Annotated in this window: 19 protein-coding genes and 7 pseudogenes; 12 read left to right on the top strand and 14 right to left on the bottom strand. The window is 48.4% G+C overall.

Annotated elements, in window-relative coordinates; genetic code table 11:
- From DDT52_RS13030 to DDT52_RS13045, 5 genes and pseudogenes are all read left to right on the top strand, one after another.
- On the top strand, window positions 1-497 hold a 497-nt coding region (locus DDT52_RS13030; protein ID WP_168709778.1), incomplete at its 5' end, for a tyrosine-type recombinase/integrase.
- A 132-nt stretch (window positions 498-629) separates the two neighbouring features.
- On the top strand, window positions 630-1,013 hold the full coding sequence (locus DDT52_RS21190; RefSeq protein ID WP_247595525.1) for an SEFIR domain-containing protein: 384 nt from the start codon (window positions 630-632) through the stop codon (window positions 1,011-1,013).
- Window positions 1,014-1,056: 43 nt separating this feature from the next.
- Window positions 1,057-1,533 carry a hypothetical protein gene (locus tag DDT52_RS21195; protein ID WP_247595526.1) on the top strand — a complete coding sequence of 159 codons (477 nt, stop codon included), beginning with the start codon at window positions 1,057-1,059 and terminating at the stop codon, window positions 1,531-1,533.
- 35 nt (window positions 1,534-1,568) lie between these two features.
- Window positions 1,569-1,724 (top strand): annotated as a pseudogene (locus DDT52_RS13040) (IS1 family transposase); the annotation flags it as partial.
- Window positions 1,725-1,795: 71 nt separating this feature from the next.
- Window positions 1,796-2,613, top strand: a pseudogene (locus tag DDT52_RS13045) (IS3 family transposase); the annotation flags it as partial.
- 206 nt (window positions 2,614-2,819) lie between these two features.
- On the opposite strand, the gene DDT52_RS13050 reads toward DDT52_RS13045, so the two are convergent.
- Window positions 2,820-4,064: an IS110 family RNA-guided transposase gene (locus DDT52_RS13050; protein ID WP_136156742.1), complete on the bottom strand. Its 1,245-nt coding sequence runs from the start codon at window positions 4,062-4,064 to the stop codon at window positions 2,820-2,822.
- Between the two features lie 82 nt (window positions 4,065-4,146).
- Between DDT52_RS13050 and DDT52_RS13055 the strand changes: the two are divergent.
- Both DDT52_RS13055 and DDT52_RS13060 read left to right on the top strand, forming a co-directional pair.
- Window positions 4,147-4,422, top strand: a pseudogene (locus DDT52_RS13055) (integrase core domain-containing protein); the annotation flags it as partial.
- Between the two features lie 37 nt (window positions 4,423-4,459).
- Window positions 4,460-4,585: pseudogene (locus tag DDT52_RS13060) on the top strand (H-NS family nucleoid-associated regulatory protein); the annotation flags it as partial.
- 58 nt (window positions 4,586-4,643) lie between these two features.
- On the opposite strand, the gene DDT52_RS13065 reads toward DDT52_RS13060, so the two are convergent.
- The 3 genes and pseudogenes from DDT52_RS13065 to DDT52_RS13075 form a co-directional block, all read right to left on the bottom strand.
- Entirely contained in the window at window positions 4,644-4,910 is a 267-nt protein-coding gene (locus tag DDT52_RS13065) for a bacteriocin immunity protein (protein WP_136156743.1), read from the bottom strand.
- Window positions 4,907-6,700 carry an S-type pyocin domain-containing protein gene (locus tag DDT52_RS13070; protein ID WP_136156744.1) on the bottom strand — a complete coding sequence of 598 codons (1,794 nt, stop codon included), beginning with the start codon at window positions 6,698-6,700 and terminating at the stop codon, window positions 4,907-4,909. Before DDT52_RS13070 ends, DDT52_RS13065 begins: the two co-directional genes overlap by 4 nt.
- A 200-nt stretch (window positions 6,701-6,900) precedes the next feature.
- Window positions 6,901-7,044: pseudogene (locus tag DDT52_RS13075) on the bottom strand (transposase); the annotation flags it as partial.
- Window positions 7,045-7,101: 57 nt separating this feature from the next.
- Here DDT52_RS13075 and DDT52_RS21200 point away from each other — a divergent pair.
- Window positions 7,102-7,245, top strand: a pseudogene (locus DDT52_RS21200) (type VI secretion system tube protein Hcp); the annotation flags it as partial.
- A gap of 243 nt (window positions 7,246-7,488) precedes the next feature.
- Here DDT52_RS21200 and DDT52_RS13085 read toward each other — a convergent pair.
- A complete protein-coding gene (locus DDT52_RS13085) occupies window positions 7,489-8,223 on the bottom strand; it encodes a hypothetical protein (protein WP_136156745.1) in 735 nt (244 codons plus the stop codon).
- 301 nt (window positions 8,224-8,524) lie between these two features.
- Between DDT52_RS13085 and DDT52_RS13090 the strand changes: the two are divergent.
- Window positions 8,525-8,815: pseudogene (locus DDT52_RS13090) on the top strand (IS30 family transposase); the annotation flags it as partial.
- Window positions 8,816-9,539: 724 nt separating this feature from the next.
- Here DDT52_RS13090 and rmf read toward each other — a convergent pair.
- From rmf to rlmKL, 6 genes are all read right to left on the bottom strand, one after another.
- Window positions 9,540-9,707, bottom strand: coding sequence for a ribosome modulation factor (gene rmf / locus DDT52_RS13100; RefSeq protein WP_009113168.1), 168 nt, complete (start codon window positions 9,705-9,707; stop codon window positions 9,540-9,542).
- Between the two features lie 295 nt (window positions 9,708-10,002).
- Entirely contained in the window at window positions 10,003-10,572 is a 570-nt protein-coding gene (gene pqiC / locus DDT52_RS13105) for a membrane integrity-associated transporter subunit PqiC (protein ID WP_136156866.1), read from the bottom strand.
- Complete coding sequence (gene pqiB, locus DDT52_RS13110) at window positions 10,572-12,242, bottom strand: intermembrane transport protein PqiB (RefSeq protein ID WP_425591552.1); 1,671 nt, start codon at window positions 12,240-12,242, stop codon at window positions 10,572-10,574. The genes pqiC and pqiB overlap by 1 nt, the downstream gene beginning before the upstream one ends.
- Window positions 12,199-13,524, bottom strand: coding sequence for a membrane integrity-associated transporter subunit PqiA (gene pqiA / locus DDT52_RS13115; protein ID WP_425591554.1), 1,326 nt, complete (start codon window positions 13,522-13,524; stop codon window positions 12,199-12,201). The genes pqiB and pqiA overlap by 44 nt, the downstream gene beginning before the upstream one ends.
- Window positions 13,525-13,697: 173 nt before the next feature.
- Entirely contained in the window at window positions 13,698-15,611 is a 1,914-nt protein-coding gene (locus DDT52_RS13120; RefSeq protein ID WP_136156748.1) for an ABC transporter ATP-binding protein, read from the bottom strand.
- 3 nt (window positions 15,612-15,614) lie between these two features.
- A complete protein-coding gene (gene rlmKL / locus DDT52_RS13125; RefSeq protein WP_136156749.1) occupies window positions 15,615-17,732 on the bottom strand; it encodes a bifunctional 23S rRNA (guanine(2069)-N(7))-methyltransferase RlmK/23S rRNA (guanine(2445)-N(2))-methyltransferase RlmL in 2,118 nt (705 codons plus the stop codon).
- Window positions 17,733-17,846: 114 nt separating this feature from the next.
- Between rlmKL and DDT52_RS13130 the strand changes: the two genes are divergently transcribed.
- Window positions 17,847-18,950 (top strand): YcbX family protein, encoded by a 1,104-nt coding sequence (locus DDT52_RS13130; protein ID WP_136156750.1) that lies wholly within the window; start codon window positions 17,847-17,849, stop codon window positions 18,948-18,950.
- Window positions 18,951-18,970: 20 nt separating this feature from the next.
- On the opposite strand, the gene DDT52_RS13135 is transcribed toward DDT52_RS13130, so the two are convergent.
- From DDT52_RS13135 to pepN, 3 genes are all read right to left on the bottom strand, one after another.
- Complete coding sequence (locus tag DDT52_RS13135) at window positions 18,971-19,540, bottom strand: cell division protein ZapC (protein WP_136156751.1); 570 nt, start codon at window positions 19,538-19,540, stop codon at window positions 18,971-18,973.
- A gap of 190 nt (window positions 19,541-19,730) precedes the next feature.
- Window positions 19,731-20,741, bottom strand: coding sequence for a quinone-dependent dihydroorotate dehydrogenase (gene pyrD, locus DDT52_RS13140; protein WP_109054887.1), 1,011 nt, complete (start codon window positions 20,739-20,741; stop codon window positions 19,731-19,733).
- A gap of 185 nt (window positions 20,742-20,926) precedes the next feature.
- A complete protein-coding gene (pepN, locus tag DDT52_RS13145; RefSeq protein ID WP_136156752.1) occupies window positions 20,927-23,542 on the bottom strand; it encodes an aminopeptidase N in 2,616 nt (871 codons plus the stop codon).
- Window positions 23,543-23,894: 352 nt separating this feature from the next.
- Here pepN and pncB point away from each other — a divergent pair, with 352 nt between their 5' ends.
- Both pncB and asnS read left to right on the top strand, forming a co-directional pair.
- The gene (gene pncB / locus DDT52_RS13150) at window positions 23,895-25,100 is read left to right on the top strand and encodes a nicotinate phosphoribosyltransferase (RefSeq protein ID WP_136156753.1); all 1,206 of its coding nucleotides are present in this window, start codon (window positions 23,895-23,897) and stop codon (window positions 25,098-25,100) included.
- A 179-nt stretch (window positions 25,101-25,279) separates the two neighbouring features.
- A complete protein-coding gene (asnS, locus tag DDT52_RS13155; protein ID WP_136156754.1) occupies window positions 25,280-26,680 on the top strand; it encodes an asparagine--tRNA ligase in 1,401 nt (466 codons plus the stop codon).
- Window positions 26,681-26,728 lie beyond the last annotated feature (48 nt).

A 26,728-nucleotide genomic window follows, 5' to 3' on the forward strand; every position in this document is an offset into this window, starting at 1 on the left:
TATGGGTTATCCCTGAACAGCGTGAAGCCATTGAAGGGATCAAACATTCAGGCCGTGGTGCCAAAATGCGCAGGAAGCATTATGTTCCTCTGTGTAATCAGGCACTGGCAATTTTGGCAGAACTAAAAGACCTCACCTATGATGTTAACGGTGATGACGGCTTTATCCTGACTGGCTGTTATGATGCGATGAAACCTATGAGTGAAAACACCATCAACAAAGCGCTACGCAAAATGGGCTACGATACAAAAACCGATTTGTGTGGTCATGGCTTCCGAACGCTGGCATGCAGCGCGTTGATTGAATCGGGTATCTGGCCAGAAGACGTGGTTGAACTCCAAATGAGCCACATAGAAAAAAACAACGTTCGCGCTGCCTATACCCATAAAGCCAAACACCTTGAACAGCGCCGCCTGATGCTGCAATGGTGGGCTGATTTTCTTGATGCTAACCGGGATGGAGTGGTCAGGCCGTTTGAGTTTGGGCAGAAGGGATAACTTGAACAACGGTCACGGATGGCCTATAAAAATCTGTTAATGTTATTACCATGTATTGCTCACGATATAACTCTTTACAACTCACAACACACTTGCTGCGGAGTTATCCACTCATTAAGGTTTTACACATAAATGGAAAATCCAAAATTATTCATTTCTTATAGTTGGTCCAACCCAACCCATGAACAATGGGTTATTGATTTAGCTAACGAGTTAACAGAATCTGGTGTCCATGTAATTCTTGACAAATGGGATCTAAAAGAAGGCTATGACTCAGTCGCCTTCATGGAAAAGATGGTTACAGATCCCCAGATAACAAAAGTTGCTATCATATGCGACGAGATTTACGCATCAAAAGCAGATGGACGAGCTGGTGGTGTCGGCACAGAAACTCAAATCATCTCACGTGAAGTTTATGAAAATCAGGAGCAAGGAAAATTTGTAGCGGTCATTTCAGAAAAAGACCTACAAGGAAAAGCATTTCTATCCACTTATTACAAATCACATATATATTGATTTAAGTGAACCAGATAACTATACCGATAATTTTGATAAGTTATTGCGCTGGATATATGACAAACCCTTATATACGCGGCCATCGATAGGAAATCGACCTTCATTTTTAGATGAATCAGATAGTATATCTCTGGGAACAACAGCTATATACAAAAGAGCCATATCAGCCATCAAAGAAAACAAACCTTTTGCTTCGGGTGCTTTAGACGAGTATTTATCTACATTTGTTAGTAACTTTGAGAAATTTAGAATTACGGAAAAAGAAGGTGAGTTTGATGATCAAATTGTCGATAATATAGATAAATTTACGCCATACAGAAACGAAGCAATTACATTATTTATTGCTCTTGCTCAATATGCACCAACAGAAGAAAATATTCTCAAATTGCATCGATTCTTTGAAGCTCTGATCCCATACATGAGCAGGCCAGAAAATACAAACAGTTGGAGTGAGTGGGATTTTGATAATTTTAAGTTTGTCATTCATGAACTTTTTTTGGTAATGCATCCAATTAGTTGATTGTGATATATAATGCTCGTTTTTAAGGTTTTCTCATGGCCAGCGTTACTGTTCATTGTCCCCGTTGTCAGTCTGCTCAGGTTTATCGCCATGGTCAGAACCCTAAAGGTCGTGACAGATTCCGCTGCCGTGACTGCCACCGCGTGTTTCTACTCACTTATACCTACGAAGCCCGCAAGCCCGGCGTTAAAGGGTAATCCCCCCGAAAAACCGGTGTGTTCATAAGTAGAATTTTCTCGTAACCTGAACCGGGGAGATCTCTATGAAAAAATCACGTTTCACTGACAGCCAGATCATGTCCATCCTGAAGCAAGCCGAGGCAGGAACGCCGGTGGCCGAATTGTGCCGCGAGCATGGCATGAGCAACGCCAGTTTCTATAAGTGGCGTTCACGCTTTGGCGGGATGGATGCTTCCATGATGACCCGCCTCAAAGAACTGGAAGAGGAAAACCGTCGCCTCAAAAAAATGTATGCTGAAGAGCGTCTCAAGGCCGAAATTATTCAGGAAGCCATGGCAAAAAAGTGGTGAAGCCATCGCGTCGAAAGCAGATGGCGCAAGAAGCCGTCAGGAGCCGAAACGTCAGCGTGCGCTTTGCCTGCCGGCTGTTTGTTGTCAGCGAAAGTTGCTATCGCTACCAGCCGCAACGAAATGAAGGAAATGACGTCATCGCCGACTGGCTGCTCCGTATCACTGACAGTCAGCGTAACTGGGGATTTGGCCTGTGTTTTCTGTATCTGCGTAACGTAAAAGGTTTCCGGTTTAACCATAAAAGGGTGTACCGGATTTATTGCGGGTTGTCGCTTAACATGCGGATCAAGCCGAAAAAACGACTGAAACGGGATAAACCTGAGCCACTGGCGGTGCCTGAAAGTGGCAACGAATGCTGGTCGATGGATTTCATGCATGATCAGCTATCGGATGGACGTTCTGTTCGTTTACTGAATGTTATCGATGACTTTAATCGGGAAGCGCTGGCGATTGAGGTGGATTTTTCCCTGCCAGCGAGTCGGGTGGTCAGAACACTGGAGCAACTCATTGAATGGAAGGGAAAACCAGCAGCTATCCGGTGCGATAACGGACTACCGTCTGAGTCAACTGTTTTTACGCAAAGGGCTCCTGCCATCTGATAAGAAGGTGATGGTTTATTTTATATCCGATATTGCTCATTTCCTTTTGGCTTATAAACATGCTTACCATGATATACAAGGGTCCGGATGGCCCGACAGGACTTAACACAGCATTTTGGGAAGCCATGGACGTGAGCATTATCTAATGGCCCGTTGAATCACGTCCCATGGCTTATTTCGTAATACCCTTTATAATCAATATCCTGTTTTACAATTGCATGTGCCACTCTGGCGACTTTTGTTGCCACAACCGTCATGGCTTTTCTTTTCTGATCGGGTTTATCTCCATTTTCCCGGATATAGCGTTCATATTTGTACCGGAAGCTGTTTTCTCTCGTTCTTACGGCTACGGTGGCGGCAAGCCAGAAGGCATATCTTAACCGTGCGTTTCCACGTTTTGACAATCGGTAACCACTGTGTTTTTGCCCGCTCTGGCTGGCGGAAAGGTTAAAACCGCAGAAGTTGAGGTACTGTCGGTAATGCGCAAAACGTGTTAAATCACCACTTTCAGCAATTATCATCAGGGCAATGACAGCGCCAATGCCCGGGATCGTACGTAAATGCCGGTAGTCACTTCGTTCCTGTAAATAGTTTTCTGCCTGTTTCTCAAGTTTTAATCGTTGAGCCGAAAGTTCCACATACCGGTGAAGTTGTAATCTGAACGTGGTCACTGCCAGAGAATCATCTGGCAACGGTAATGCAATGGAATTTGCAGCAACGTCATAGAGATGTTCAAGAAACTGCTGTTTATACTGCTTCCGGCCAACAACATCCCATGACTGTTTTACAAACAAATGCCGGTCCATTAACGTGATACAGGACGGTGTGGGAAACTGAAGTAAGAACTGGCAGAACCACTCTGCCCGTGACATATGCAGAAATTGTTCAGCTTCGGGAAAATAAAGAGTCAGATAGTGATTCACCAGACTGTTCAGACAGCGGGTTCGTGCCAGCGTAACCTGATGGTAGGTGTTTGATATTTCCTGTATATCGATAACGCCATTCGCCAGAGGATCATAAAATGGCGAAGATAAACCCTGTTCCAGCAAATACATGATGACACTGGCATCTTTACGATCATTTTTATCCCAGGTCTTAAACAGCATCTCGCGGGCCCGCGCACATCTCACAGATGAAACAAGATGGCACTTTACTCCCTGCTGATGTAACCACCATGCGATGTTGCGATGATAATCAGAGGTAGGTTCAAAGGCAGCGATAATACTGTCATGGGGTGAAGCGGTGAGAGCAAGCAGTCGGTTGAACCCTTCCAGTGTGTTTTCAATACGCAGATAAGACGTTCGTCCATCCGGGTACCGAATTTTTGCATCATGATGTTTTTTAGAGATATCCAGGGCAATCAGTGTCCCCGACATGCTGACATTGCTAACAGGAGTGTTCATTGATTTTCTCCACTTGTGACAGACACTACAAGTTGTAGAAAATGGCTGACTTAAACGCTAACCAGATGCATTCAATAGGTATCACGGGCCAGAATATACAGGCAGGGTACTGATGTCATGGGCGGCCCGACAGAATATAACCCTGCGTTTTATTCAGCCCGGTAAACCTCAGCAGAACGCTTATATTGAGCGATATAATCGTACAGTACGCTATGACTGGCTGGGGCAGTACCTGTTTTCCTCGCTGGATGAATTGCAGGACTATGCCACACGCTGGCAATGGTTTTATAATCACGAGCGTCCGAATATGGCATTGAATGGCTACACGCCGATGCAGCATATTCAACGCATGACCTGATTCTACTTATCACCTCCGTTAAAAATGGGAGGATTACCCTGCAAAATATAAATATGTCGATGAAAATGGCAATAAAAAATTATGGACAGGTCAGGGATGTATACCTAAAGCGATTGCTGTGGCTATTGAGAACGGTAAATTGCTGGAAGATTTTGAGGTCTGATAAACATATCAGCCTGCAACCCTGTGTATCACAGGGTTGCAAACTAAATAAACACTCATTACTCAGAGTCTTTAAATAATGAAAGCCCTTGAGATTTTCGCCAATGTTTTACAAATTTAACAATCCCTTCCGGTGTCCCATCATTGTCATCATCAGGATAATAAATAACACCATTACCATCTGGATGCCCCACTAATTTTTCAAAATGACTAACCCATTTATGATGTTCTTCTTCGGAAGAAGAGTTCACTTCAACGATATCTCTAACAAATTGAAGAAAATCCTCTTCAGTGTAATCATTTAATTTGGGGTTAATTATTGTCATGAAACCTCCTTGGAATGGAGCATAATATGCCTTTTAGGTGTGGCAATTGACATATTTTCAATATCGTAGACACTACCACCATCAACTATGCGTATTTTATGATGAATTTCAAACACCGTCCTTCCTCCGGATTGCTCTTTAGGCACTGCGTAAGGTGAACGACCTTTTTTAATTAGTGCCTTATTAGCAGGCGAAAACTGCTCCATTAACTCTGGACATTCTGCAACAGCCAGCCAAAACGCTTCCCTGAAATCATCAAAACGTTCAAATTTCTGTCCTCTCAGTTTATCCGCTACCTGTGCAGGCACTGGCGCACCTAATCCAGCACTGGCGGCCTCCAGCCATTTACCTCCACCACTCAATACCTCACCTTTCCCTGTAACGACACCGGGTTTATCACGCGCCGATTGCAGATAAACATAAATGGGTTTTATCTCTGAACCATCAGGGAACACCAAGATCCAGTCATTAAAATCATGCTCATCCGGCACCGGAAACGGTGGTGTGGTGGTTTCCGCATTATCTTCAGGGATAGGATAGATCAGGATTGTTGGCTGATCGATGGGTTTTACCGGACTTCCGGTATGGGATAGGGGTTCCACCCCTTCCGGTTTTTCCGGTGTCCATGTGATTGTTGGACCATCCACTCCGGGTGATGGCGTGAAACTATAACCCTGAATATTGGGGTCCCACACCATATTGGCAACGCGTACACCTTCATAGGGTGTTCCCTCACCCGTATGAACACCATAGACCTGCATCTTGCCATGTATATCAGGACGCCAGAAAAAGCGGACGCGCGTCGTTGCTGTTTCACCTACCCAGCCTTTACGCCGCAACTCATCTTCCAGCCAATGTTCATCACGCCCCGGCACCTTATCACTTCCTTCCCCGGCGGAAGGGATGTAAAGTGCAGACGCCAAAGCGCCGATATAGGGAACCGCGCGTGAAGCGCTCAACACGCCATTTAGCGACCAGCTACCCCAGACTTGGGTCATGTTCCCGGCTACCGCACCTGCAGACAGAACCGCTGTACTAGCACTGGCAACCTCTGGTGCTGAATTTTCAACAGACGATTCAGTAATTTTTTTAGACGCGGGTATTGGGGCAGTCTCTTTTTCATCCGCCCCACTCCACAAATCGAACACCGTTTTATACCAAGGTTCCTGTTGTGGAACCTTGGGAGAGGGTGAGCCAGCGGCGACAGTTTCCGTTTTCTTCGCTGTCTGCGCATGTTGAACAACCTCATGAACCTCATCATGATGACCATAACCACAGCAGTCATCATCTACCGGCTGGGCAAACAGCACCATTTCCCCGAAGTTCTCAACAGGCTCTTCTTCTGTCCCCGCGTCCGTACAGCCATCTTCCCGTAAACATGACTTAGCATAAACAGGGGGTACCGCCAGCATCGGCGTTAACGCCAGCAAAGGGGAACGGTTCGACGCCGCCTGTTTAGCACATTCCTGAACCGGAGATTTATAAGGCGTGTCACCAATAATGACGTTGCCGCTGCCGGAGATAATAACACCACCGCAATTGATGCCATCACCAATACGGGCAGCGGGTTTACCATTAATGGAAACCGTCGATGAACCTTCGGCTATTTTTCGAGAATGCACACCGTGCGGGGCATTAGGACAGGGACAACCATGAAGCAGAACCGTATCACCCTGACGCGCGGCGGGCTGACCGTTGATGCTAACATCAGGGCTGCCTTCCACGATCGGGGTTTCAGGGAAGCAGTCATGACCACTTGCGATATCATTCAGACGGGCGGCACCCGGCATCGTCATTCTCCTTTGACTATGGATATATCCGTTTCGGCTGAACTTATTTTGTGCAGTCTTTACGTCTGCCGCAATGCAAAAGTTCCATAACAGTTATATACAAAGCTTCTTCCTGAAATTTTTACCTATACTCATATATTATCATTTCTCTGCCATTACGCTCTTGCTCAATTCCTTGTTCTTTATTTTCTGTCACGCCACTTCATACTGCAATAAACATAGATGCTCCGGTATAGCTCTTTTCCGAGATTGCCTTTAAGGGTTTTGTATCTGTACTTCGGCGTCCAGACGAGATGATACTGACAGCGATAGAATACGTGTGAAGCGGATTCGTATCTGCTCATGCTATTTACTCCCTTGATTTTCTGGTAACAAACTGGGTCAGGATATGGGAGGAGGTCATCTCCTGTAACTACCCACATTCAATTAATAACAATGAAATGATGCCATATGAAAAGGTTTTGTTAAAATATAACTCTATATCATGGGAGCACAAAGTAGCAGGAACATCAGGCTATAGTATTTGGAATGACAGTGTTTTATGATTTTATTCATATATTAAAATATAGCCACCGATAATTATTCTATTGGTGGCTATATTTTACCTTAATTTATCCGTTAAATAATCACCAAACCAAAATGAGAAAAGTATGCCAATACCAACGAAAGGTAGCATAAGAACATCGGGTAAATGAGCTCCTATAAAAATAAAGATAATTGAGAAAATTAATTTAAAAAAAATAGCCAAGATATCAAATAAAACAGTTCTGATCGATTTTAGCATGACGTCACCAGTCGTAGAAAATATTAGCAAGAGCATTGATTAATTCATCCGCATTGGAATGATCGTTCATTTTTGTTACAACAATTAGAGGGTCAATTTTTTTTGCTATGATGAAATAGAACATTTCGGCATCTTGCGAATAAAGCATATTATATATAATTCTATCATCACGTTTTAATTTCCGTGCAGCTTGAGAGGCTTTCTCTACATTGCCGTATATTTGAAATATTGTTATCACGTTTTTTGATAATTTATTAATGGCTAGTTTTACTTCTGGATCGTTTGATATTCTTAATGCAATTAATCTTGAAATTCCCTCAATTAAAGCTATCTTTGTTCCCTGTTTTACCGCCTGTTCAGCTATGGTATTGGAAACTTTATATCCAAGCTCTCGGTATCTTTCTGATAGATTTTGTTGCGTTTTAGTTGGTGTCTTGGAAAATAAATAATCTATTATGGTTTTTACCATGTCATAAATAAGATTTGGATTCATAAATAAAGAAGAAAGGCAGACTATCATTCTTCTGTCCTCTGCAAAAATCATGGATCTAAATTCAGTCATTATTCTTGCGTACTTGGGATTAAAATGTGTGATTGAATATGGTGATATCCACACTGACATTCTCGCTGCGCCTATACCAATGTCTTCTGCCGTTTCCTGAATGATGCCGTTCGTTCTTTTTATAAAGGCATCATAATATCTGGCGAGCACTCTGTTAGATGATTCGATATATTCCATTTTTATTATTCTCCATGTGAAAATTTTTTCCCTGTTTGTTGGTTACTCTATTATTAGATAAAACCACAATACCGATCATAATATATTTACTATGCTTTTAAAAGTATATAAGTCATGCAGAGGTGGAATGACTTGATAATAATGACTTGTATCATCCTATGACCTAATTATTCTTTAATATGCTGTTTTTTTAGTTTTAGTGGTTTTTTCTACCGCTAGAGGTTGCGATAAAAAGATATGTTAGTCGCGAATTCAGATAATAAGTATAACGCTCGGTCAGGATTGTGAGGTGGGGTAGCGGCTGTTGAGTGAGTATAAAGACGTCTGCCACACGATAACCTTCAACAATGGCGGAGAGTTCAGCGAGCACAGGAAGATAGCGGAGGCACTAGAGTCAGAAACGTACTTTTCGCATCCTTACTCGTCACATGAGCGTGGGCTGAATGAGAACACAAATGGCCTGTTCCGGCAGTTTATCCCGAAAGGGACCGACTCTTACAGCGCTATCAGGGAGCACTGAACAGCAGACCACGCAAGTGTCTGGGGTTCGGCAACCCTGGTAGTTTTTACAGAGCTAAGAAAGGTGCTTTAGCGTTGCACTTCGGAGTTGAATCCGCCCTTTGCTTACTTGACTGAGTTCAGAAATTAATCTTCATAAACATTTACCATCCGTTCCTTATCACAATCATTTGCTGATTCTGACAAGAAGAAAAAATCGTAATCTTTAACATAAATGTTATTACCATTTTCGTGAGTAAGATTTATCCCGTGTTTTTTTTCTTCACCATATAGGTCATAAATGGTATATTTTCATTGGCATGAAATAGCGCGACGATTTTAATATCTTTCATTATGTGATATTCCTTTTTTTCTTAATTTAATTATAAAAGAAGTAAGCGTCAATATTTAAGAGGATTAAAAGAAATCGAGCAATTCTTATGATCGCCATATGGGGTTTCAATATTAGTAATTACAGAATACGATTTTTACTATTTATTGCACAGTTTTCCTTTCAATTTAAATTAAACCCTTTTTTTGAAAATCACCACCATCTATGAGCTAGCGCTCATCTGCTGACGCACGGCTACGCCCTAACGCTGACACCCAACTATTCTCTTAACTTGATTAGGTAATTTTCAATTTTTGGCAGTAAAAATAAAAAGAATGAGAAGCCTCCACCGCGTCCAAAACCCGGGTTTTTGGCGAGAATTACGCCTGCAAGGAGAAAAACCGTGAAATATGCTGGTTGGCAGAGGTTTGTCAAAAACAAAAGCCTCCGCATAAGCGGAGGCGTTCCCTTATCATGACAAGACGGGCTACGCGGTAACCGCCTTGTCCTCCATGGCCTGTCGCCAACCTCCCAACCAGTAGGACCGGGCATTTATTGATTGATAGGGACAAAGTTCCCTCGGTCTGCCGGAAATACCTGCTTGATAACCCCGTGAATGAGCCCGTTCCAGGCGATCGCGTTTCTGTCTCTTCATGCCTTATTTCCCTCATTATTTATCTGGTGGAAAGAAAACAATGATTACTTTATAAGCAACCACAGACTATCAATAACCATTCTGTAGCCAAAGATCAAGCCGCAAAATTCACGCCAATGTCATATTTGTGATCTACAAATGAGAGTTTTCCTCAGAAAAAGAAAAGCGAAAATTAACGCATTGAAAAATAAAAAAACCTCTGAAAGGGGTATCTGCGGTAGAATACCCTTTCAGAGGTTGAGGTTTGATGCGACCGGATTAACGATGCAATAATCCGGTCAGGCGATTGAGCAGCCTATTGTGTCATGGACTGCGTCGCGGATTGGGCGATGGATTGCGCAACCTGCTGCCAGCCCTGAGCGAGGGTTTTGACCAAAGCGTCATAGCCATCCTCCGTCTGCGGTAAAGTGACATTGAATGGACGCTTCATCACCTTACCTGACTGATTCAAGATCCATTCGCCGCGTATCACCACTTTACCATCGTAGCGGCCATGGAACGCCGTAACGGTAACGTTTAATACTGACTGATCGCTACCCTGTGACTGAGTCGTCACAATCCAGCCTGGCATCCTGCTTTCCAGTTCAGTGACTAACGATTGCTGAAGTTGCTGATCCAGCGGACTCGCCCACAAGTTATCGCTGGCGATAACGTACTGCACATCGCTGGTCTGATAAACCAGCCCTGAATTGCCCAGATAATCGGCGACGCTGATATGTTCAAGCCATAGTTGCCGGACATGGGTTGTTGTCACGCTCGATGTCCCCGCATCTGACACCGCCGGTAACTGATAGTAAGATTTTTGCGTACTGCTACTGCAAGCGCTCAGTAACAGCACCACGGCCAGAGTCCATATTTTCGTCATCATTTTGCCCTCTTCGGCTGAGGATCTTTGCCAGCCGGCGCTTCAAAGATCAATGCATTGCTTTTTTCATTCAAGGTTCTCAGCACTGGCTGCAATTCACGCAAGACCTGATCCAGACGCTGCATATCCGCCACCATTTTACTGTAAGCCGGAGATCCAGGCTGGAAGCCTTTCATGCTGCGATTCAGCTCACGTAAGGTTTGCTGCATATCCTGCGGCAGATCCTGCATCGCTTTGCTGGACGTAATCTGATTAAGCGCCGCCAGCGTTTTCTGCATTTCACGCAGGGTGGCCTGACTTTCCGCCAGCGTCTGCGTCGCTTCGGTCACCATCGGATCAAGCGGCAGGGCATTAATCTTGTCGAGTACCGACATCAGCTTATGCTGAATTTGCGACAGTCCGCCATCAATCGTCGGCAATACGGGATAACCATCCACGTTTACCAGCTTTTTATTCACTTTTTCCGCGGGATAAAAATCAAGATCGATATACAGCGCCCCGGTCAGCAAGTTGGCGGATTTGAGCGCCGCTCGCAACCCCATAGGCTGCGCCATTCTCAAATGCTGCTCAAAATCGAAATTATTGCCAATTCGCTTCTCAAACCGATCTGGCTCAATACGAATCAATACTGGAATACGGTAATCATCATCGAGATCCTGCTTCATGTTGCGTGGGAAGAATGGAGCTTCCGCCACCGTCCCCAAGCGAATGCCCCGGAATTCCACCGGCGCCCCCGCCTGCAACCCACGGATCGATTCCTTAAAGAACATGAGATATTCTTTATATTCGGTATACAGCGAATCCTGGATGCTGCGCTGGCTATCAAACAGCCGATACTCTGCCTGTTGCTCCGCCGGGTTACCCAACTCCCAACCGGAAGGAACATCAAAACTCACCCCGCCGCTGAACAGCGTCGCCAGCGATCCCATTTCCACCCGCATCCCTTGCGCAGACATATCAAACGCAACGCCGCTGTCTTTCCAGAAACGAACATTAGTGGTGACAAGGCCGTCATAAGGCGCTGAAATGAACAGTTGATAACGCATTTTACGCGCTTTCGGATCAAACTCACTGGTTTCAACCGAACCCACACGATATCCCCGAAACAGCACCGGATCGCCAACGTTCAACTGGCCGGATTGTTCACTATCCAGAATGACGCGCATCCCTTTGGCATCCGGTGACGCCAAAGGCGGTGTATCCAGCAGCGAAAATTCTCTCTTTTCATCCTTGTGAGAACCGGGCTGAAGCTCAATATACGCGCCGGATAATAGTGTCCCAAGACCGGAAACGCCTTCACGACCAATCTGCGGTTTCACCACCCAGAAAGCCGAATCCTGTTTTAGCAGTTTATCCATGCCGTCATGCAGACGAGCTTTGATTTCAACCTGATGCAGATCATCGCTCAACACGACGCTTTCCACCATGCCGACATCAACGCTGCGACTCTTGATCATGGTTTTACCCGCTTCAATCCCCTCGGCATTGCTGGTAACGAGCGTGATTTGCGGTCCTTGATGACTGAAATGATAAAATAATATCCAGGCGCCAATCAGTACCGTTACAATCGGTACAATCCAGACCGGTGACCAGCGTTTGATCGTTTCTATATCCGCAACGGCATGTTTATCTTTCGTCAACGGAATACTCCTTATTTTTAAGAACCTCATCACGACTATCCCACAATAAACGGGGATCGAAAGTCATCGCCGCAAACATGGTCAAGATCACCACTGCGGCAAACAGCACTGCCGCCACCGCAGGATAAATACTCATTAACCGGCCGATTCTCACCAACGCCGATAGTACGGCGATGACAAACACATCGATCATTGACCACCGTCCGACAAATTCGACTATTTCATAAACCACATGCATCCGCTCGCTGTCGCGCTTACCGTTGCCATTGGCAACCCAGCACAGCCAGCCCAGAGCCAGCATTTTCAAAGACGGCACCATAATACTGGCAACAAAAATCACCATCGCCACCGGATACGAACCGGCGCTCCATAGCAGCACCACACCAGACATGATGGTGGATCCCATTCGATCCCCTAATGCTTCAGTCACCATAATCGGCATGAGGTTCGAGGGGATATACAACAGAATCGACGTAATCAACAATGCCATTGTCCATTGCAAACTGTTTTTCCGTCGCGCATGTCCATGGCTGTGACAGCGCGGGCAAACCAGCCGGTCCGCAGGCAAAATAGCCGTACAACATGAGCACGAACGAAATCCCTGCGACAAGCCGCTGATCCCAGGTTTCGGCACCGCCGCTAACGCGGGGGGCGCCACGATATCATTCCACAGCCAACGGCGGTCAAGCCGCTGAAACGTCAGCAACTGCAATATGCAGAACAACACAAAAGGCAGAAAACTGGTCCCGATACCAATGTCGCCATAAGCCATGAGTTTTACAAAGCTCACCAGCACGCCCGCCAGAAAAATTTCCGCCATCCCCCAGCTTTTCAGATGAAATAGCGTTTTCCCCATCATTTTCTTCAGCGCTAACGGCAACGAGACATGCAGACAGAGCAAAATCACGGTCACCATACCGAACGCGGGAACAAGCTGGACAAATAGCATAAACAGGCTGGCAACGCTGACGTAATTGTCCGTCACCATGACCTTGGGGATTTCAAACAGGGTGATTTCACTGGTAATGCCGGCAACGCGCATATACACAAATGGAAACAGATTTGACAACACCAGCATGAATAACGCACTCAGCGCATACCCGACGGTACGTTTGCGAGGCTCGACTTGATAACTGGTTAATCCGGTTTTGCACTGAGGACAAACCGCTTTCTGTCCGTGCGACAACGTCGGCAGTTTAACCAACAGATCGCACTGCGGGCATAACATGTAATCATCATGATGGTGCTCATGAAGACCGTCTTCGTGAACATGATCTTCATAAACCTTATCGGCGTCGCTATGAGAACACACGAATAACCTCCTTCTGAGACGCGCCTGACGTTGCAGAGAGAACAACGTCAGGCCATCTGCGACGATATCCGTCGTCATCTTTTAAGTTGCAGCCGTCACCCGAAATGACTCAGCCCTTCAGCGCGTAATTCGCGTTAACGCCAGCCCGCATCGTAAATAAGTTCGGATATATATTAGCCATTCCTTTGCGCTTCGAGCGCTTCCCAACGTTCAAAACAGGTTTCCAGCGTTTTTTCCGCTTCCGCCAGCGCATTCAGTACCTGTTGCGTTTCCTCGTGCGGGCGGCTAAAAAATTCGGCATCGTTCATTTTTGATTGCAAGCTATTGATTTCCTGCTCAAATTGTTCGATTTTCAGCGGTAACTGATCCAATTCGCGCTGCTGGTTATAACTTAGTTTACCCGCATTCCGTTTAGCGGGCTGTGCGGTGCTGGCCGCAGACGCCGCAGGTATTGATGCCGCCGGGGCCGATACGGTGCGCAGCGGTGTCGACTCGGCACGTTGTTGCTGGGCATCGTAATAACCGCCGACATAGCGGGATATCACACCGTCGCCTTCAAAGATCCAACATTCCGTTACCGAGTTATCGACAAACTGACGATCGTGGCTGACCAGCAGCACCGTGCCCTGATAGCCATCGATCAACTCTTCCAACAGTTCCAGCGTCTCCACATCCAGATCGTTGGTAGGTTCATCAAGAATCAACAGGTTGCTGGGTTTCAGGAATAGCCGCGCCAGTAATAAACGGTTGCGCTCGCCACCGGACAAGGCTTTCACCGGCGTCATGGCGCGTTTCGGGTGGAACAGAAAGTCTTGCAGATAGCCAAGCACATGGCGCGGGCGACCATTTACCATCACTTCCTGCTTACCTTCCGCCAGATTATCCATCACGGTACGTTCAGGATCCAACTCGGCGCGGTGCTGATCAAAATAAGCCACTTCCAGCCTGGTGCCGCAATGTACCCGCCCGCTGGTGGGCGTCAGCTCACCCAGCATCAGTTTCAGCAGCGTGGTTTTACCGCAGCCGTTCGGCCCGATCAGCGCGATTTTATCGCCGCGCTGTACCTGTGCGGAAAAATTGCGGGCCAGAACTTTATCACCGATCTGATAGTTAACCTCTTCCAGTTCAAACACGATCTTGCCGGAGCGGGCGGCTTCTTCCACCTGCATTTTCGCCGCTCCCATGACTTCACGCCGCTGTGAACGCTCATTACGCATGGCCTTCAGCGCCCGGACACGGCCTTCATTACGGGTGCGGCGCGCCTTGATCCCCTGACGGATCCAGACTTCTTCCTGCGCCAGTTTGCGATCGAACTCAGCATTTTGCAGTTCTTCCACCCGCAGGGCTTCTTCTTTGCCTTCCAGATACTTATCGTAATTTCCCGGCCACGAAACCAGCTTGCCGCGGTCAAGATCAACAATGCGGGTTGCCATATTGCGAATAAACGAACGGTCATGCGAGATAAATACGATGCTGCCCTGAAACGTTTTAAGAAACGTTTCCAGCCAGTCGATGGTCTCAATATCCAGGTGGTTGGTCGGTTCATCCAACAGCAATACTCTTGGCGCGCTGACTAAAGCCCGCCCCAGCGCAGCTTTACGTAACCAGCCGCCTGACAGCGAGGCCAGCGGCGCATCCGCGCTCAAGCCGAGTTGCTCCAACACTTCGTGGATACGGCTTTCCAACTGCCACAGCCCCTGGTGCTCAAGAATTTCCTGTAACTTAGCCAATTGATTCAGATGTTTTTCGCTGGGATCGGTTTCAACCAGACGCAGCGTCGCGTGATAGCTTTTCAGATGGTCCGCCTGCGCGGCCACCCCTTCGGCGACGAAGTCAAACACGCTGCCAGCAACGTCACGTGGCGGATCCTGCTGTAAGCGCGCCACAATCAGATCCTGCTCATAGGTAATGCGCCCATCATCCAGCGGGATTTCTTTTGCCAGTATCTTCAGTAAGGTCGATTTGCCCGCGCCATTACGGCCAACCAGGCAAACACGTTCGTTATCTTCAATATGAAGCTCTGTGTTATCTAACAGTGGGGCATCGCTGAAGGACAGCCATGCGCCCGATACACTGATTAATGACATCTGTTACTTTTCCTCGCCGGCATGCGTCAACAGCCAGCAGTTATGAATCTGACGGTTTCGGGCGAAATCCTGTGATTGCGTAAGGGCGGTAATCTCTTTCACCGCCATTCCTAGCGCCGCCAATCCCGGCATATCCATCTGGAAGCCACGTTTATTGTTGGAAAACATGATCGTGCCACCGCGACGCAACAGCCGCTTGAGATCTTTCATTAATGCCAGGTGATCGCGCTGAACATCAAAGGTATCTTCCATGCGTTTCGAATTCGAGAACGTCGGCGGATCGATAAAAATAACGTCAAACTGTTCATTGGCTTCACGCAGCCACGACAGACAATCAGCATGAATCAAGCGATGCTGGCGTCCGGTCAGGCCGTTGACCCGCAGATTTTTTTCCGCCCACTCCAGATAAGTGCGCGACATATCCACCGTGGTGGTGGTTCGAGCCCCGCCCAGGCCGGCATGAACGCTGGCCGTACCGGTATAGGCAAACAGGTTGAGGAAATCTTTCCCATTGCTCATTTCGCCCAGCATTTTGCGGGCAATACGGTGATCGAGGAACAGCCCGGTATCCAGATAATCGGTCAGGTTAACCCACAGTTTGGCGTTATACTCTTCTATCAGCAAAAATTCGCCCTTTTGCGCCAGTTTCTCATACTGATTTTTTCCTTTCTGGCGTTCCCGGGTTTTCAGAATCAGTCGATTGGATGGCAGTTCCAACACGCTCAGCGTCGCATTAATCACATCAAACAGGCGCTGACGCGCTTTCTGTGCATCAATGGTTTTCGGCGGCGCATATTCCTGCACGACCACCCAACTACCGTAGCGATCGACCGCCACGTTGTACTCCGGCAGGTCAGCATCGTACAGACGATAACACTCAATCCCCTGCTGCTTCGCCCATTTCTCCAGCTTGCGCAGGTTTTTACGCAGGCGGTTGGCAAAATCCTCGGCAATTTGACCGCGGGTTTCGCTCTGGCACTCGGCAAGCTGATAATTTTTCTGCACACAGTCCAGCGGACCATTTTTAGCCTTGAACTGGCGCTCTGCACGCAATTGCAGACAGCTAAGCAGTTCCGGCGAGGCGCTGAATAACGACAGTTGCCAGCCGCCAAAATCGCTTTTCATCTTGCGTCCCAGCAGGTTGTGCAGCGCGATCAATGCCGGTTCGCTTTCCAGACGCTCACCGTATGGCGGGTTGCTGACTACCGTTCCTTTCGGCCCTTCTGGTAACGGATTCTGGATCTGAGCGGCATCTTTCACCGCAAAAGTGATTAATTCCGCAACGCCAGCACGACGGGCGTTGGCTTTGGCAATCTCAATCACCCGGCGATCGTTATCGGAGCCAAAAAAGCGAGAGGGGGTTTCACGCAGCCCCAAACGCGCCCGATTCTGCGCTTGCGCCGTCACATCACGCCACAGTTCGGCATCGTGCTGCAACCAGGCATTAAAGCCCCAATGGGTACGATGCAGGCCGGGCGCTCGATCGGCCGCGATCATCGCCGCCTCAATCAGGAGCGTACCGGAACCACACATCGGATCGACCATCGGCGTGCCTTGTTGCCAACCTGAACGCAGCACAATCGCCGCCGCCAGGTTTTCTTTCAGCGGGGCCAGGCCGGCCTGATCGCGATAACCACGCTGATGTAATCCTTCGCCACTCAGATCCAACGCGACACTGGCGGTGTCACGCTGTAAAAAGACATTGATGCGAATATCCGGCTGCTGTTTCGCCACATCCGGACGCTGTCCCGTTTTACGGCTGAAGCTGTCCACTATGGCATCTTTGACTTTCAACGCGCCATACTGGCTATTACGGATATCGTCGTTAGTGCCGGTGAAATGCACGGCAAACGTTTTATCGACGGTGAAAATCGTTGACCAGTCGATAGCCTGCACGCCGAGGTACAAATCCAAATCGCTATGCACCTTGAACTCGTTCAGCGGCAGCAAGATGCGTGATGCCAGGCGGCTCCACAGCAGACTTTGATACAACAGGCGATTATCTCCCTGAAAATGTACCCCGCCTTGCACCACAGCACAGGCCTGAGCGCCCAGCGCTTCAAGTTCACTCTTTAATAGTTCTTCCAGACCACGGGCCGTGCTGGCAAACAAAGCGTTCATATCGTCACAATCACCAAAAGGAAATGGCACCAAAAAAGAAAATTGACGCGCATTATAGCTAATCCGGGACGCTTGTCATAAAGTTGCCGTTTTACTTCTGCAAGGAACCGTTCAGTGATCGGCGTAACGCGGCTTTATATCCATCCGGTGAAATCCATGCGTGGTTTGCAATTGTCTCATGCTATGGCCTCCGCCAGCGGGTTGGCGCATGACAGAACTTTCATGATTACCGAGACCGATGGCACCTTTATTACTGCCCGCCAATATCCGCAAATGGTATTGTTCACTCCCGCACTGCTACCGGACGGGCTGTTCATCTCCGCACCGGATGGGCAAACCGCCAGCGTTCGCTTTACTGACTTCATTCCCACACCACAACCAACCGAAGTATGGGGTAATCACTTCACGTCGCAGATCGCCCCGGATGCGATTAACACCTGGCTGAGTGGCTATTTTCAACGCCAGGTACAGCTGAGATGGGTCGGCGACGATCCATCGCGCCGGGTTAAGCAACACCCTGAAGTTCCCCTCTCTTTTGCCGATGGCTACCCGTATCTCCTGATCAACGAAGCGTCTTTTCAGGCACTGCGTCAGCGCTGCCCGGCCGGTATCAGGCTCGAGCAGTTTCGTCCCAATCTGGTGGTGACCGGCGCGCCGGCGTTTGCCGAAGATAGCTGGCAGACCGTGCGGATTGGCGATGTCATTTTTGATGTTGCCAAACCCTGTAGCCGTTGCGTGCTGACCACAGTCAGCATCGAGCGTGGCAGAAAGCATCCGTCCTCTGAGCCGCTGGCGACGTTACAATCCTTCCGCACCGCCGAAAACGGCGATGTCGACTTTGGTCAGAATCTGATTGCCAGGAACAGCGGAATTATTCGCGTTGGCGATACGTTGGAAGTCCTGACGACCAAACTGCCGCGTCTTTACGGTGCCGGCGACATTGCCGAGGGCATGACGGTCAAACCGCAAAGCGAACAAGCGATAACCATCCAATATCAGGGGAAAAACCTGCGGGGAAATAACCAGCAAATCCTGCTGGAACAACTGGAACAACAGGGAATTCGCGTGCCTTACTCGTGTCGTGCCGGAATATGCGGGTGCTGTAAGCTGACGCTGGTCAGCGGAGAGGTTTCAGCACTCAAGAAAAGTGCCATAGGGAAAAACGGCGCGATTCTCGCCTGTAGCTGTATTCCTCAGAGCGATATCAGCCTGCAATAATGGCGGTTATGCCAGAGGCGTTAAACGACTTTGGCATAATGGAACGCGGAGGACGTTTGTTCAGCCGTATGCTGCGCGGCGGCGGGCAATAATCTGTCATGCATGATTTTGATTGCATCACCCAATATCATCGTCTTCGCATTCAACGTTAATTGTTCCTGCGCCAGCAGACACAGGCTGGCTTTATCACCGGCCTCCGCCACCAGAAAACACGCCGCTTCCTGACTCTCGGTAACCTGCACCTGCACCAGATCTCCGGTCTGCGGCAAATAATCATTTGCGACATGCTGCTGAACAAAATGCCAGCTTTTCGGCATTAACGGCTTGAGAAAACGGCTGGCCACCAGCGCATTTAATATTAACTCGCTTTGCAGCGAGCGATTTAATGCCATTTTCTGACATTTTTCGTTATAGGTAAAAAATAAAGCGGCATCTTCAACACAGAACGCGCATTCAATAAACGCATCCGGCGTCAACATTTTAGATGGAAAGCGCGAACGGAATAACATGCCATTTGCCAGATCCAACATCAGCCGATCGTGTTCGGTATCAAAGTACCAGCGCCAGTTATCGTCGGGTTTTAACTTCATCTTATTTATCCCTCGCCTTTTGTTCTTCCGTTCTTTCGTTAAAAAAGAACCAGAATCAGAAATGACTGATTGCAACATGCTGCAATAAAAAACCAGGTCGATGCTGATAGTTTATTAACGCAAACGGATAAAATATAGACTAGCCGGGGGAATAAATAAACCCCCGGAGATAAATGAAAGGCAGAAATAATTAAATATGTGTAACGATATCTTTTATCAGACCCGGTCCGCGGAAAATAAAGCCGGAATAAATCTGAATCAATGTCGCTCCGGCATCCAATTTCTCGCGCGCCGCCATCAGGGAATCAATACCGCCGACACCGATAATAGGTAAACGACCGGATAATTCCTGCGATAAGCGACGAATAATTTCCGTGCTGTGCAATTGTAAAGGCCGACCGCTTAATCCGCCGGTCTGCCCGCAATGATTTAATCCCTGAACCAGTTTTCTGTCGAGCGTGGTATTGGTAGCAATAACACCATCAATGTTATGGCGCACCAGACTATCTGCAATCTGGATCAATTCTTCTTCAGAAAGATCCGGCGCGATCTTTACTGCCACCGGAACATATTTCTGATACTTAGTCTGTAATTCGGATTGCTTATTTTTTATTGATTGCAAAAGATCGTCCAGCGCTTCCCCATATTGCAGACTACGCAGTCCCGGTGTATTTGGTGAAGAGATGTTGATCGCGATATAGCCCGCATGAGGATAAATTTTATCCATGCAGATCAAATAATCGTCCTTCCCCTGCTCTACCGGCGTATCTTTATTTTTTCCGATATTGATCCCTAATACGCCGCCAAAACGTGTCTTTTTCACATTCTCAACCAGATAATCCACACCCTTATTATTGAAACCCATCCGGTTAATTAACCCTTCCGCTTCAACAATTCTGAATAATCTCGGTTTATCATTACCGGGTTGAGGGCGAGGCGTAACGGTTCCAACCTCAATAAATCCGAATCCCATCGCCCCTAACGCATCAATACATTCTCCGTCTTTATCAAGACCGGCAGCCAAACCCAGCGGATTTTTAAATGACAGCCCCATACAGGTGACCGGTTTGGTAGGAACAGACTGACGGACGAGAAATTCAAACGGCGTGTTGGTGATACGGCGTAATTGTTGAAAGGTCAGCTCATGAGCTCGTTCTGGATCGAGCTGAAATAACGCTTTCCTGATAACGGGATAGAACATATCGTCTCCTGGGATCCCAATCGCAAATAAACAAAGTCGGAATACGGTTTCGCGCACGGGCGTGATGGTAATTCTATCGCAGCGGAAAGTAAAACGTTTGCGGAGCAGGGAAAAGGCAGTATGACGATAGCCACGCGCGACCTGGCGTAATGCGCGCGTGGCTTTTTCGGTCTGATAAAACAGCGTTAATCTCTCAGCGCTTTACCGATCTTCTCGAACAGATCGCCTGACAGATTCTCCAACGCTTTCAACTGCTCCAGCGACTCACGCATCAACGCCTGCCGCCCGGCATCGTAGCGTTTCAAGCGGATCAATGGCTCGATCAACCGCGCCGCGACCTGTGGATTGCGGGTATTCAAGTCGATCAGGACCTCCGTCAGGAAACGGTAGCCGCTGCCATCTCCGGCGTGGAAAGCCGCAGGATTGGAAGCCGCAAACGCGCCAACCAACGAACGCAGACGGTTAGGATTATTCAGGCTGAACGAACGATGCCGCAGCAGCTCTCGTACCCTGGCAAGCACGTCCGCAGCCGGACTGGTCGCCTGCAAGGTAAACCACTTGTCCATAACCAGACCATCCTGATGCCAGCGCTCATCAAACCGGGACAACAATTCCTCACGGCACGGCAACTGAGCATTCACCGCGGCGGACAATGCCGCCAGCGAATCGGTCATGTTGTCAGCCTGAGCAAACTGAGTCGTTACCAGCTTGTCGGCCTGCGCCTCATCGCCAAATGCCAGATAATGCAGACAGACATTGCGCAGAGCACGTTTGCCAATATCCTCATGCTCGATTCGATACTGAGAGGCATGATTAACGTGATAAACCGCCAGCCATTCATCAGCCATCTCTTTTGCCATCGCCCGCACAATACCATCGCGCACGGCGGCAATGGCGGCGGGATCGATAACGTCAAACAGTTCGGCGATCTCATTTTCACTGGGCAAGGTCAGGATCTGGGATGCCAGCATCGGATCCAGTTTATCATCCAGCAATACCCCCCGAAACGCATCAACCACGTGCATCGGTAAGGAAAGCGCCTGCTTCTGCTGATAGCGGGAAACGTTCAGACGAATATAATTAGCCAACAGACTTTGTGCCGCATCCCAGCGGGAAAACGCATTGCTGGCGTGGCGCATCAGGAAAGTCAGTTGCGCATCGCTCCAGGCATAATTCAGTTTTACCGGAGCGGAAAACTCACGTAATAAAGAAGGAACTGGCTGGCAGGGAACCCGATCGAAAATAAAGGTTTGCTCAGATTCCGTAACATTTAATACCGGGGACAGCAGTTGCCCATCTTTCTGTAACGGGATCGCCTGTCCTTGCTGATCGTACAGTTCAATATCCAATGGAATATGCAACGGCAGCTTGGGCTGCTTATCTGCGCCCGCCGGCGTCATCTGGCTGACGCTCAACAGGTATTGCTGTGTTTGCGGATCATAATCATCACGGATGGTCAGCACTGGCGTACCCGACTGGCTGTACCAGCGCCGGAACTGGGTGAGATCCACGCCGGAGGCATCTTCCATCGCCTGGACAAAATCATCGCAGGTGGCGGCGCTGCCATCATGACGTTCGAAATAGAGGCGCATCCCGGCCTGGAATTTCTCTTCACCTAATAAGGTATGCATCATACGGATCACTTCCGATCCCTTTTCATACACGGTCAGGGTATAGAAGTTGTTCATTTCTATTACCTGATCGGGACGAATCGGATGCGACATCGGGCCGGCGTCCTCCGCGAACTGGGCTCCACGCATAACACGCACATTATCAATACGGTTCACCGGACGTGAGCCTAGATCCGAACTGAATTCCTGATCGCGGAACACCGTCAGCCCTTCTTTCAGACTGAGCTGGAACCAATCGCGGCAGGTGACGCGGTTGCCCGTCCAGTTATGGAAATACTCGTGACCGATGACCGCTTCAATATTCAGATAATCTTTATCCGTGGCCGTTTCCGCTTTGGCCAGCACATACTTGGAGTTGAAAACGTTCAACCCTTTGTTTTCCATGGCTCCCATATTGAAGAAGTCCACGGCCACAATCATATAGATATCGAGGTCATACTCGAGGCCAAAACGGGTTTCATCCCACTTCATGGCATTCTGCAATGAAGTCATCGCCCAGCCAGCGCGATCGAGATTGCCGCGATCAACGTAGAGTTCCAACGCCACATCACGGCCGGAACGCGTGGTAAAACTATCCCGGAGCACATCAAAATCACCGGCGACCAGCGCAAACAGATAACACGGTTTAGGGAACGGATCCTGCCATTCAATCCAGTGACGACCGCCTTCCAGATCGCCCTGGGCGATACGGTTGCCGTTGGACAACAAATAGGGATAGCGGGACTTGTCGGCAGTAATGCGCGTGGTAAATTTGGCCAGCACGTCCGGACGGTCGAGATAATAGGTTATATGGCGGAAACCTTCAGCTTCACACTGGGTACACAGCGCCTCGCCGGACTGATAGAGCCCTTCCAGCGCACTGTTGGCCGCCGGATTAATATCGGTTTCGATACTGAGCGTAAATCTGGCAGGCAGCTTCGTCAGTACCAGACCGTCATCCTGTGGTTCATAATGCGGCCACGCCACGCCATCAACGCTCAGGCTCACCAGCGTCAGACCTTCGCCATCCAGCTTGAGCGGCGCTCCCACCTCTCCTTGCAGTACCACCTTACTTACTGCTTTTACACGCGTTTTCTCCGCATGCAGATCAAAATCCAGAGCAATATCCGTGATGGTATAATCCGGCGCGCGATAATCGTGGCGATATTTCACTTGCAGCTGTTGATTCATATAACGTTTCCATCTCCTCATAAGCTTCAGGAATGAAGTCTATTCCTGTTACGTCGATGTTACCAAGACAATATAATGATAAATTCCGTCATCTACTCAATAGATTTCGAGTGGCAAGAAAGCGGTTGGCGGTCGCGCCGAAGAGACAAAGCCTAGAAAGGGACCCAGAATAATTAAGTGTAGCCAACGTACCTGCGTTTGGAAGATGACAGGTATAGCACGTTTAAATCTCGCCTCTGGCGCCCCATTATGTTGTGATAAGGTAAAGAAATGGGAATCAAGGTATACTGACCGAACCTTGCCGATTGTCCTGAAAGTGGATATGCGTCTAACGAGGATGCTGTAACGCATTATGACTTTGCACACTTCCCCGATTCTAACTTCATTGCTGGATACCGATGCTTACAAGCTGCATATGCAGCAAGCCGTGTATCACCATTATTACCATGTCGATGTTGCGGCTGAATTCCGCTGTCGCGGTGATGAATTGTTGGGAATCTATGCTGAAGAGATAACCGAGCAGGTTGCTCTTATGCGCTTTTTGTCGCTGAGCGATGAAGAGTTTAACTACCTTTCTTCCCTGCCCTTCTTCAAGCAGGATTACCTGAACTGGCTGAGAACATTTCGTTTCAATCCACAGCAGGTAAGCATCAGGAATAACCACGGTAAGCTGGATATTCGTATTGCCGGGCCATGGCGGGAAGTCATCCTGTGGGAAGTGCCTCTGCTGGCGGTGATCAGCGAAGTGGTCCACCGGAACCGCTCTTCGCAGGTCGAAGCCGAGCAAGCGATTGCACAGCTTGATAAAACGCTGGCCCATTTCCGGCAGATCAGCGCCGATATGGACATCAGCCAGTTCAAGCTCATGGATTTTGGTACCCGCCGCCGCTTTTCACGCGACGTTCAATACCGGATCGTCAGCAAGCTGCAATCCGAGTTTCCGTATCTCATCGGCACCAGCAACTATGATTTGGCTCGCCGTTTAAAACTGACGCCCGTTGGTACTCAGGCTCACGAATGGTTCCAGGCTCATCAACAAATCAGTCCGGTACTTGCCAACAGCCAGCGTGCGGCGTTGCAGATGTGGTTAAACGAATACCCCAATCAACTGGGCATTGCGCTGACTGACTGCATTACCATGGATGCCTTCCTGCGCGATTTTGATACCCGCTTTGCCGAATCCTATCAAGGGTTACGCCATGACTCTGGTGACCCGGTCGATTGGGGAGAAAAAGCGATTACCCATTATCAGCGTTTACACATTGATCCGATGAGTAAAACGCTGGTGTTTTCCGATAATCTGAATCTTGATAAAGCGCTCAGGCTATATCGTCACTTCTGGCCGCGTATCAATCTGGTATTTGGTATCGGTACTCGTCTGACGTGCGATATTCCGGGAATAACGCCATTGAACATCGTCATCAAACTGGTGGAGTGCAATGGTAAACCGGTCGCAAAACTTTCCGATAGCCCGGGAAAAACGATTTGTCAGGATCAGGCCTTTGTGTGTGAATTGCGCAAAGCATTCGCTCTGCCCCGCATAAGAAAAGCCAGTTAATGCCTGTTGACCAGGCCGAGACTGCCTAACTTTTAGTCCGGATAAGCCGGAATGCGTAAAACTTATTGCATTCCGGCGATTTCTGCTTGTGTCCTGCTCGACGGCAAGTAACATAGCAATTCACCCGTTTCCGGGTCATCCACTGTTTCTAAACAATAGTTAATTGAAGAGAGAATTTTATGAGCGTAGTGCCTGTAGTCGACGTACTGCAAGGCCGTGTTGCCGTTGACAGCGAAGTCACCGTGCGCGGCTGGGTACGTACCCGGAGAGATTCTAAAGCCGGTATCTCCTTTGTTGCCGTTTATGACGGCTCCTGCTTTAATCCATTACAGGCTGTCGTTAATAATAATCTCTCCAATTACCAGAATGACGTCCTGCGCCTGACCACAGGTTGTTCCGTGGAAGTGACGGGCAAAGTCGTAGCATCCCCAGGCGAAGGCCAAAGTTTTGAGTTGCAGGCATCCCAGATCAACGTGGTTGGCTGGATTGACGATCCAGATACTTACCCCATGGCCGCAAAACGCCACAGCATCGAATACCTGCGTGAAGTGGCGCATTTGCGTCCGCGCACCAATCTGATCGGCGCCGTTGCCCGTGTTCGTCATACGCTGGCTCAGGCCATTCACCGTTTCTTTCATGAAAATGGTTACTTTTGGGTGTCAACACCGCTGATTACGGCTTCCGATACGGAAGGCGCAGGTGAAATGTTCCGCGTTTCCACCCTCGATCTGGAAAATTTGCCGCGTACTGAGCAAGGCAAGGTAGATTTCAGCGAAGACTTTTTTGGCAAAGAAGCGTTTCTTACCGTATCGGGCCAGTTGAACGGCGAAACCTATGCGTGCGCGCTCTCCAAAGTGTATACCTTTGGCCCAACGTTCCGCGCAGAAAACTCCAATACCAGCCGTCATCTGGCTGAATTCTGGATGATAGAGCCGGAAGTCGCTTTCGCTTCACTGGATGATATTGCCGGTCTGGCCGAAAACTTGTTGAAGTATGTTTTTAAAGCCGTTCTTGATGAGCGTGCGGATGATATGGCGTTCTTCGCTGAGCGCGTAGATAAAGAAGCGATCAGCCGTTTGAAAAGCTTTATCACCTCTGATTTTGCTCAGGTCGACTATACCGACGCCGTAGAAATATTGCTGAACTGCGGTCAACAGTTTGAAAACCCGGTTTACTGGGGCGTTGATCTCTCTTCCGAACACGAGCGTTATCTGGCGGAGAAACATTTCAAAGCCCCCGTTGTGGTTAAAAACTACCCGAAAGACATCAAGGCATTCTATATGCGTATGAACAGCGACGGTAAAACCGTTGCCGCCATGGATGTGCTGGCGCCGGGAATTGGTGAAATCATCGGCGGTTCTCAGCGTGAAGAGCGTCTTGAGCAGTTGGATAGCCGTATGGAAGCGATGGGACTGAATAAAGAAGATTACTGGTGGTATCGCGATCTGCGCCGTTACGGCACCATTCCACATTCTGGATTTGGATTGGGATTTGAACGCCTGATCGCTTATGTTACTGGCGTACAAAATGTGCGCGATGTTATTCCGTTTCCACGCACGCCGAGGAACGCCAGTTTCTAAATAAAAATTTAATATAAGTAAAACAAATATGTAGAAAAGGAGAGTCGG

The organism is Brenneria roseae subsp. roseae (assembly GCF_003115845.1).
Classification (GTDB): Bacteria; Pseudomonadota; Gammaproteobacteria; order Enterobacterales; family Enterobacteriaceae; genus Brenneria; species Brenneria roseae.

Coding starts and splice junctions, on each gene's coding strand:
- DDT52_RS21190 (WP_247595525.1), top strand. CDS start 630: ATGGAAAATCCAAAATTATTCATTTCTTATAGTTGGTCCAACCCAACC.
- DDT52_RS13050 (WP_136156742.1), bottom strand. CDS start 4,064: ATGAACACTCCTGTTAGCAATGTCAGCATGTCGGGGACACTGATTGCC.
- DDT52_RS13065 (WP_136156743.1), bottom strand. CDS start 4,910: ATGACAATAATTAACCCCAAATTAAATGATTACACTGAAGAGGATTTT.
- DDT52_RS13070 (WP_136156744.1), bottom strand. CDS start 6,700: ATGCCGGGTGCCGCCCGTCTGAATGATATCGCAAGTGGTCATGACTGC.
- DDT52_RS13085 (WP_136156745.1), bottom strand. CDS start 8,223: ATGGAATATATCGAATCATCTAACAGAGTGCTCGCCAGATATTATGAT.
- rmf (WP_009113168.1), bottom strand. CDS start 9,707: ATGAAGAGACAGAAACGCGATCGCCTGGAACGGGCTCATTCACGGGGT.
- pqiC (WP_136156866.1), bottom strand. CDS start 10,572: ATGACGAAAATATGGACTCTGGCCGTGGTGCTGTTACTGAGCGCTTGC.
- pqiB (WP_425591552.1), bottom strand. CDS start 12,242: ATGAGGTTCTTAAAAATAAGGAGTATTCCGTTGACGAAAGATAAACAT.
- DDT52_RS13120 (WP_136156748.1), bottom strand. CDS start 15,611: ATGTCATTAATCAGTGTATCGGGCGCATGGCTGTCCTTCAGCGATGCC.
- rlmKL (WP_136156749.1), bottom strand. CDS start 17,732: ATGAACGCTTTGTTTGCCAGCACGGCCCGTGGTCTGGAAGAACTATTA.
- DDT52_RS13135 (WP_136156751.1), bottom strand. CDS start 19,540: ATGAAGTTAAAACCCGACGATAACTGGCGCTGGTACTTTGATACCGAA.
- pyrD (WP_109054887.1), bottom strand. CDS start 20,741: ATGTTCTATCCCGTTATCAGGAAAGCGTTATTTCAGCTCGATCCAGAA.
- pepN (WP_136156752.1), bottom strand. CDS start 23,542: ATGAATCAACAGCTGCAAGTGAAATATCGCCACGATTATCGCGCGCCG.
- pncB (WP_136156753.1), top strand. CDS start 23,895: ATGACTTTGCACACTTCCCCGATTCTAACTTCATTGCTGGATACCGAT.
- asnS (WP_136156754.1), top strand. CDS start 25,280: ATGAGCGTAGTGCCTGTAGTCGACGTACTGCAAGGCCGTGTTGCCGTT.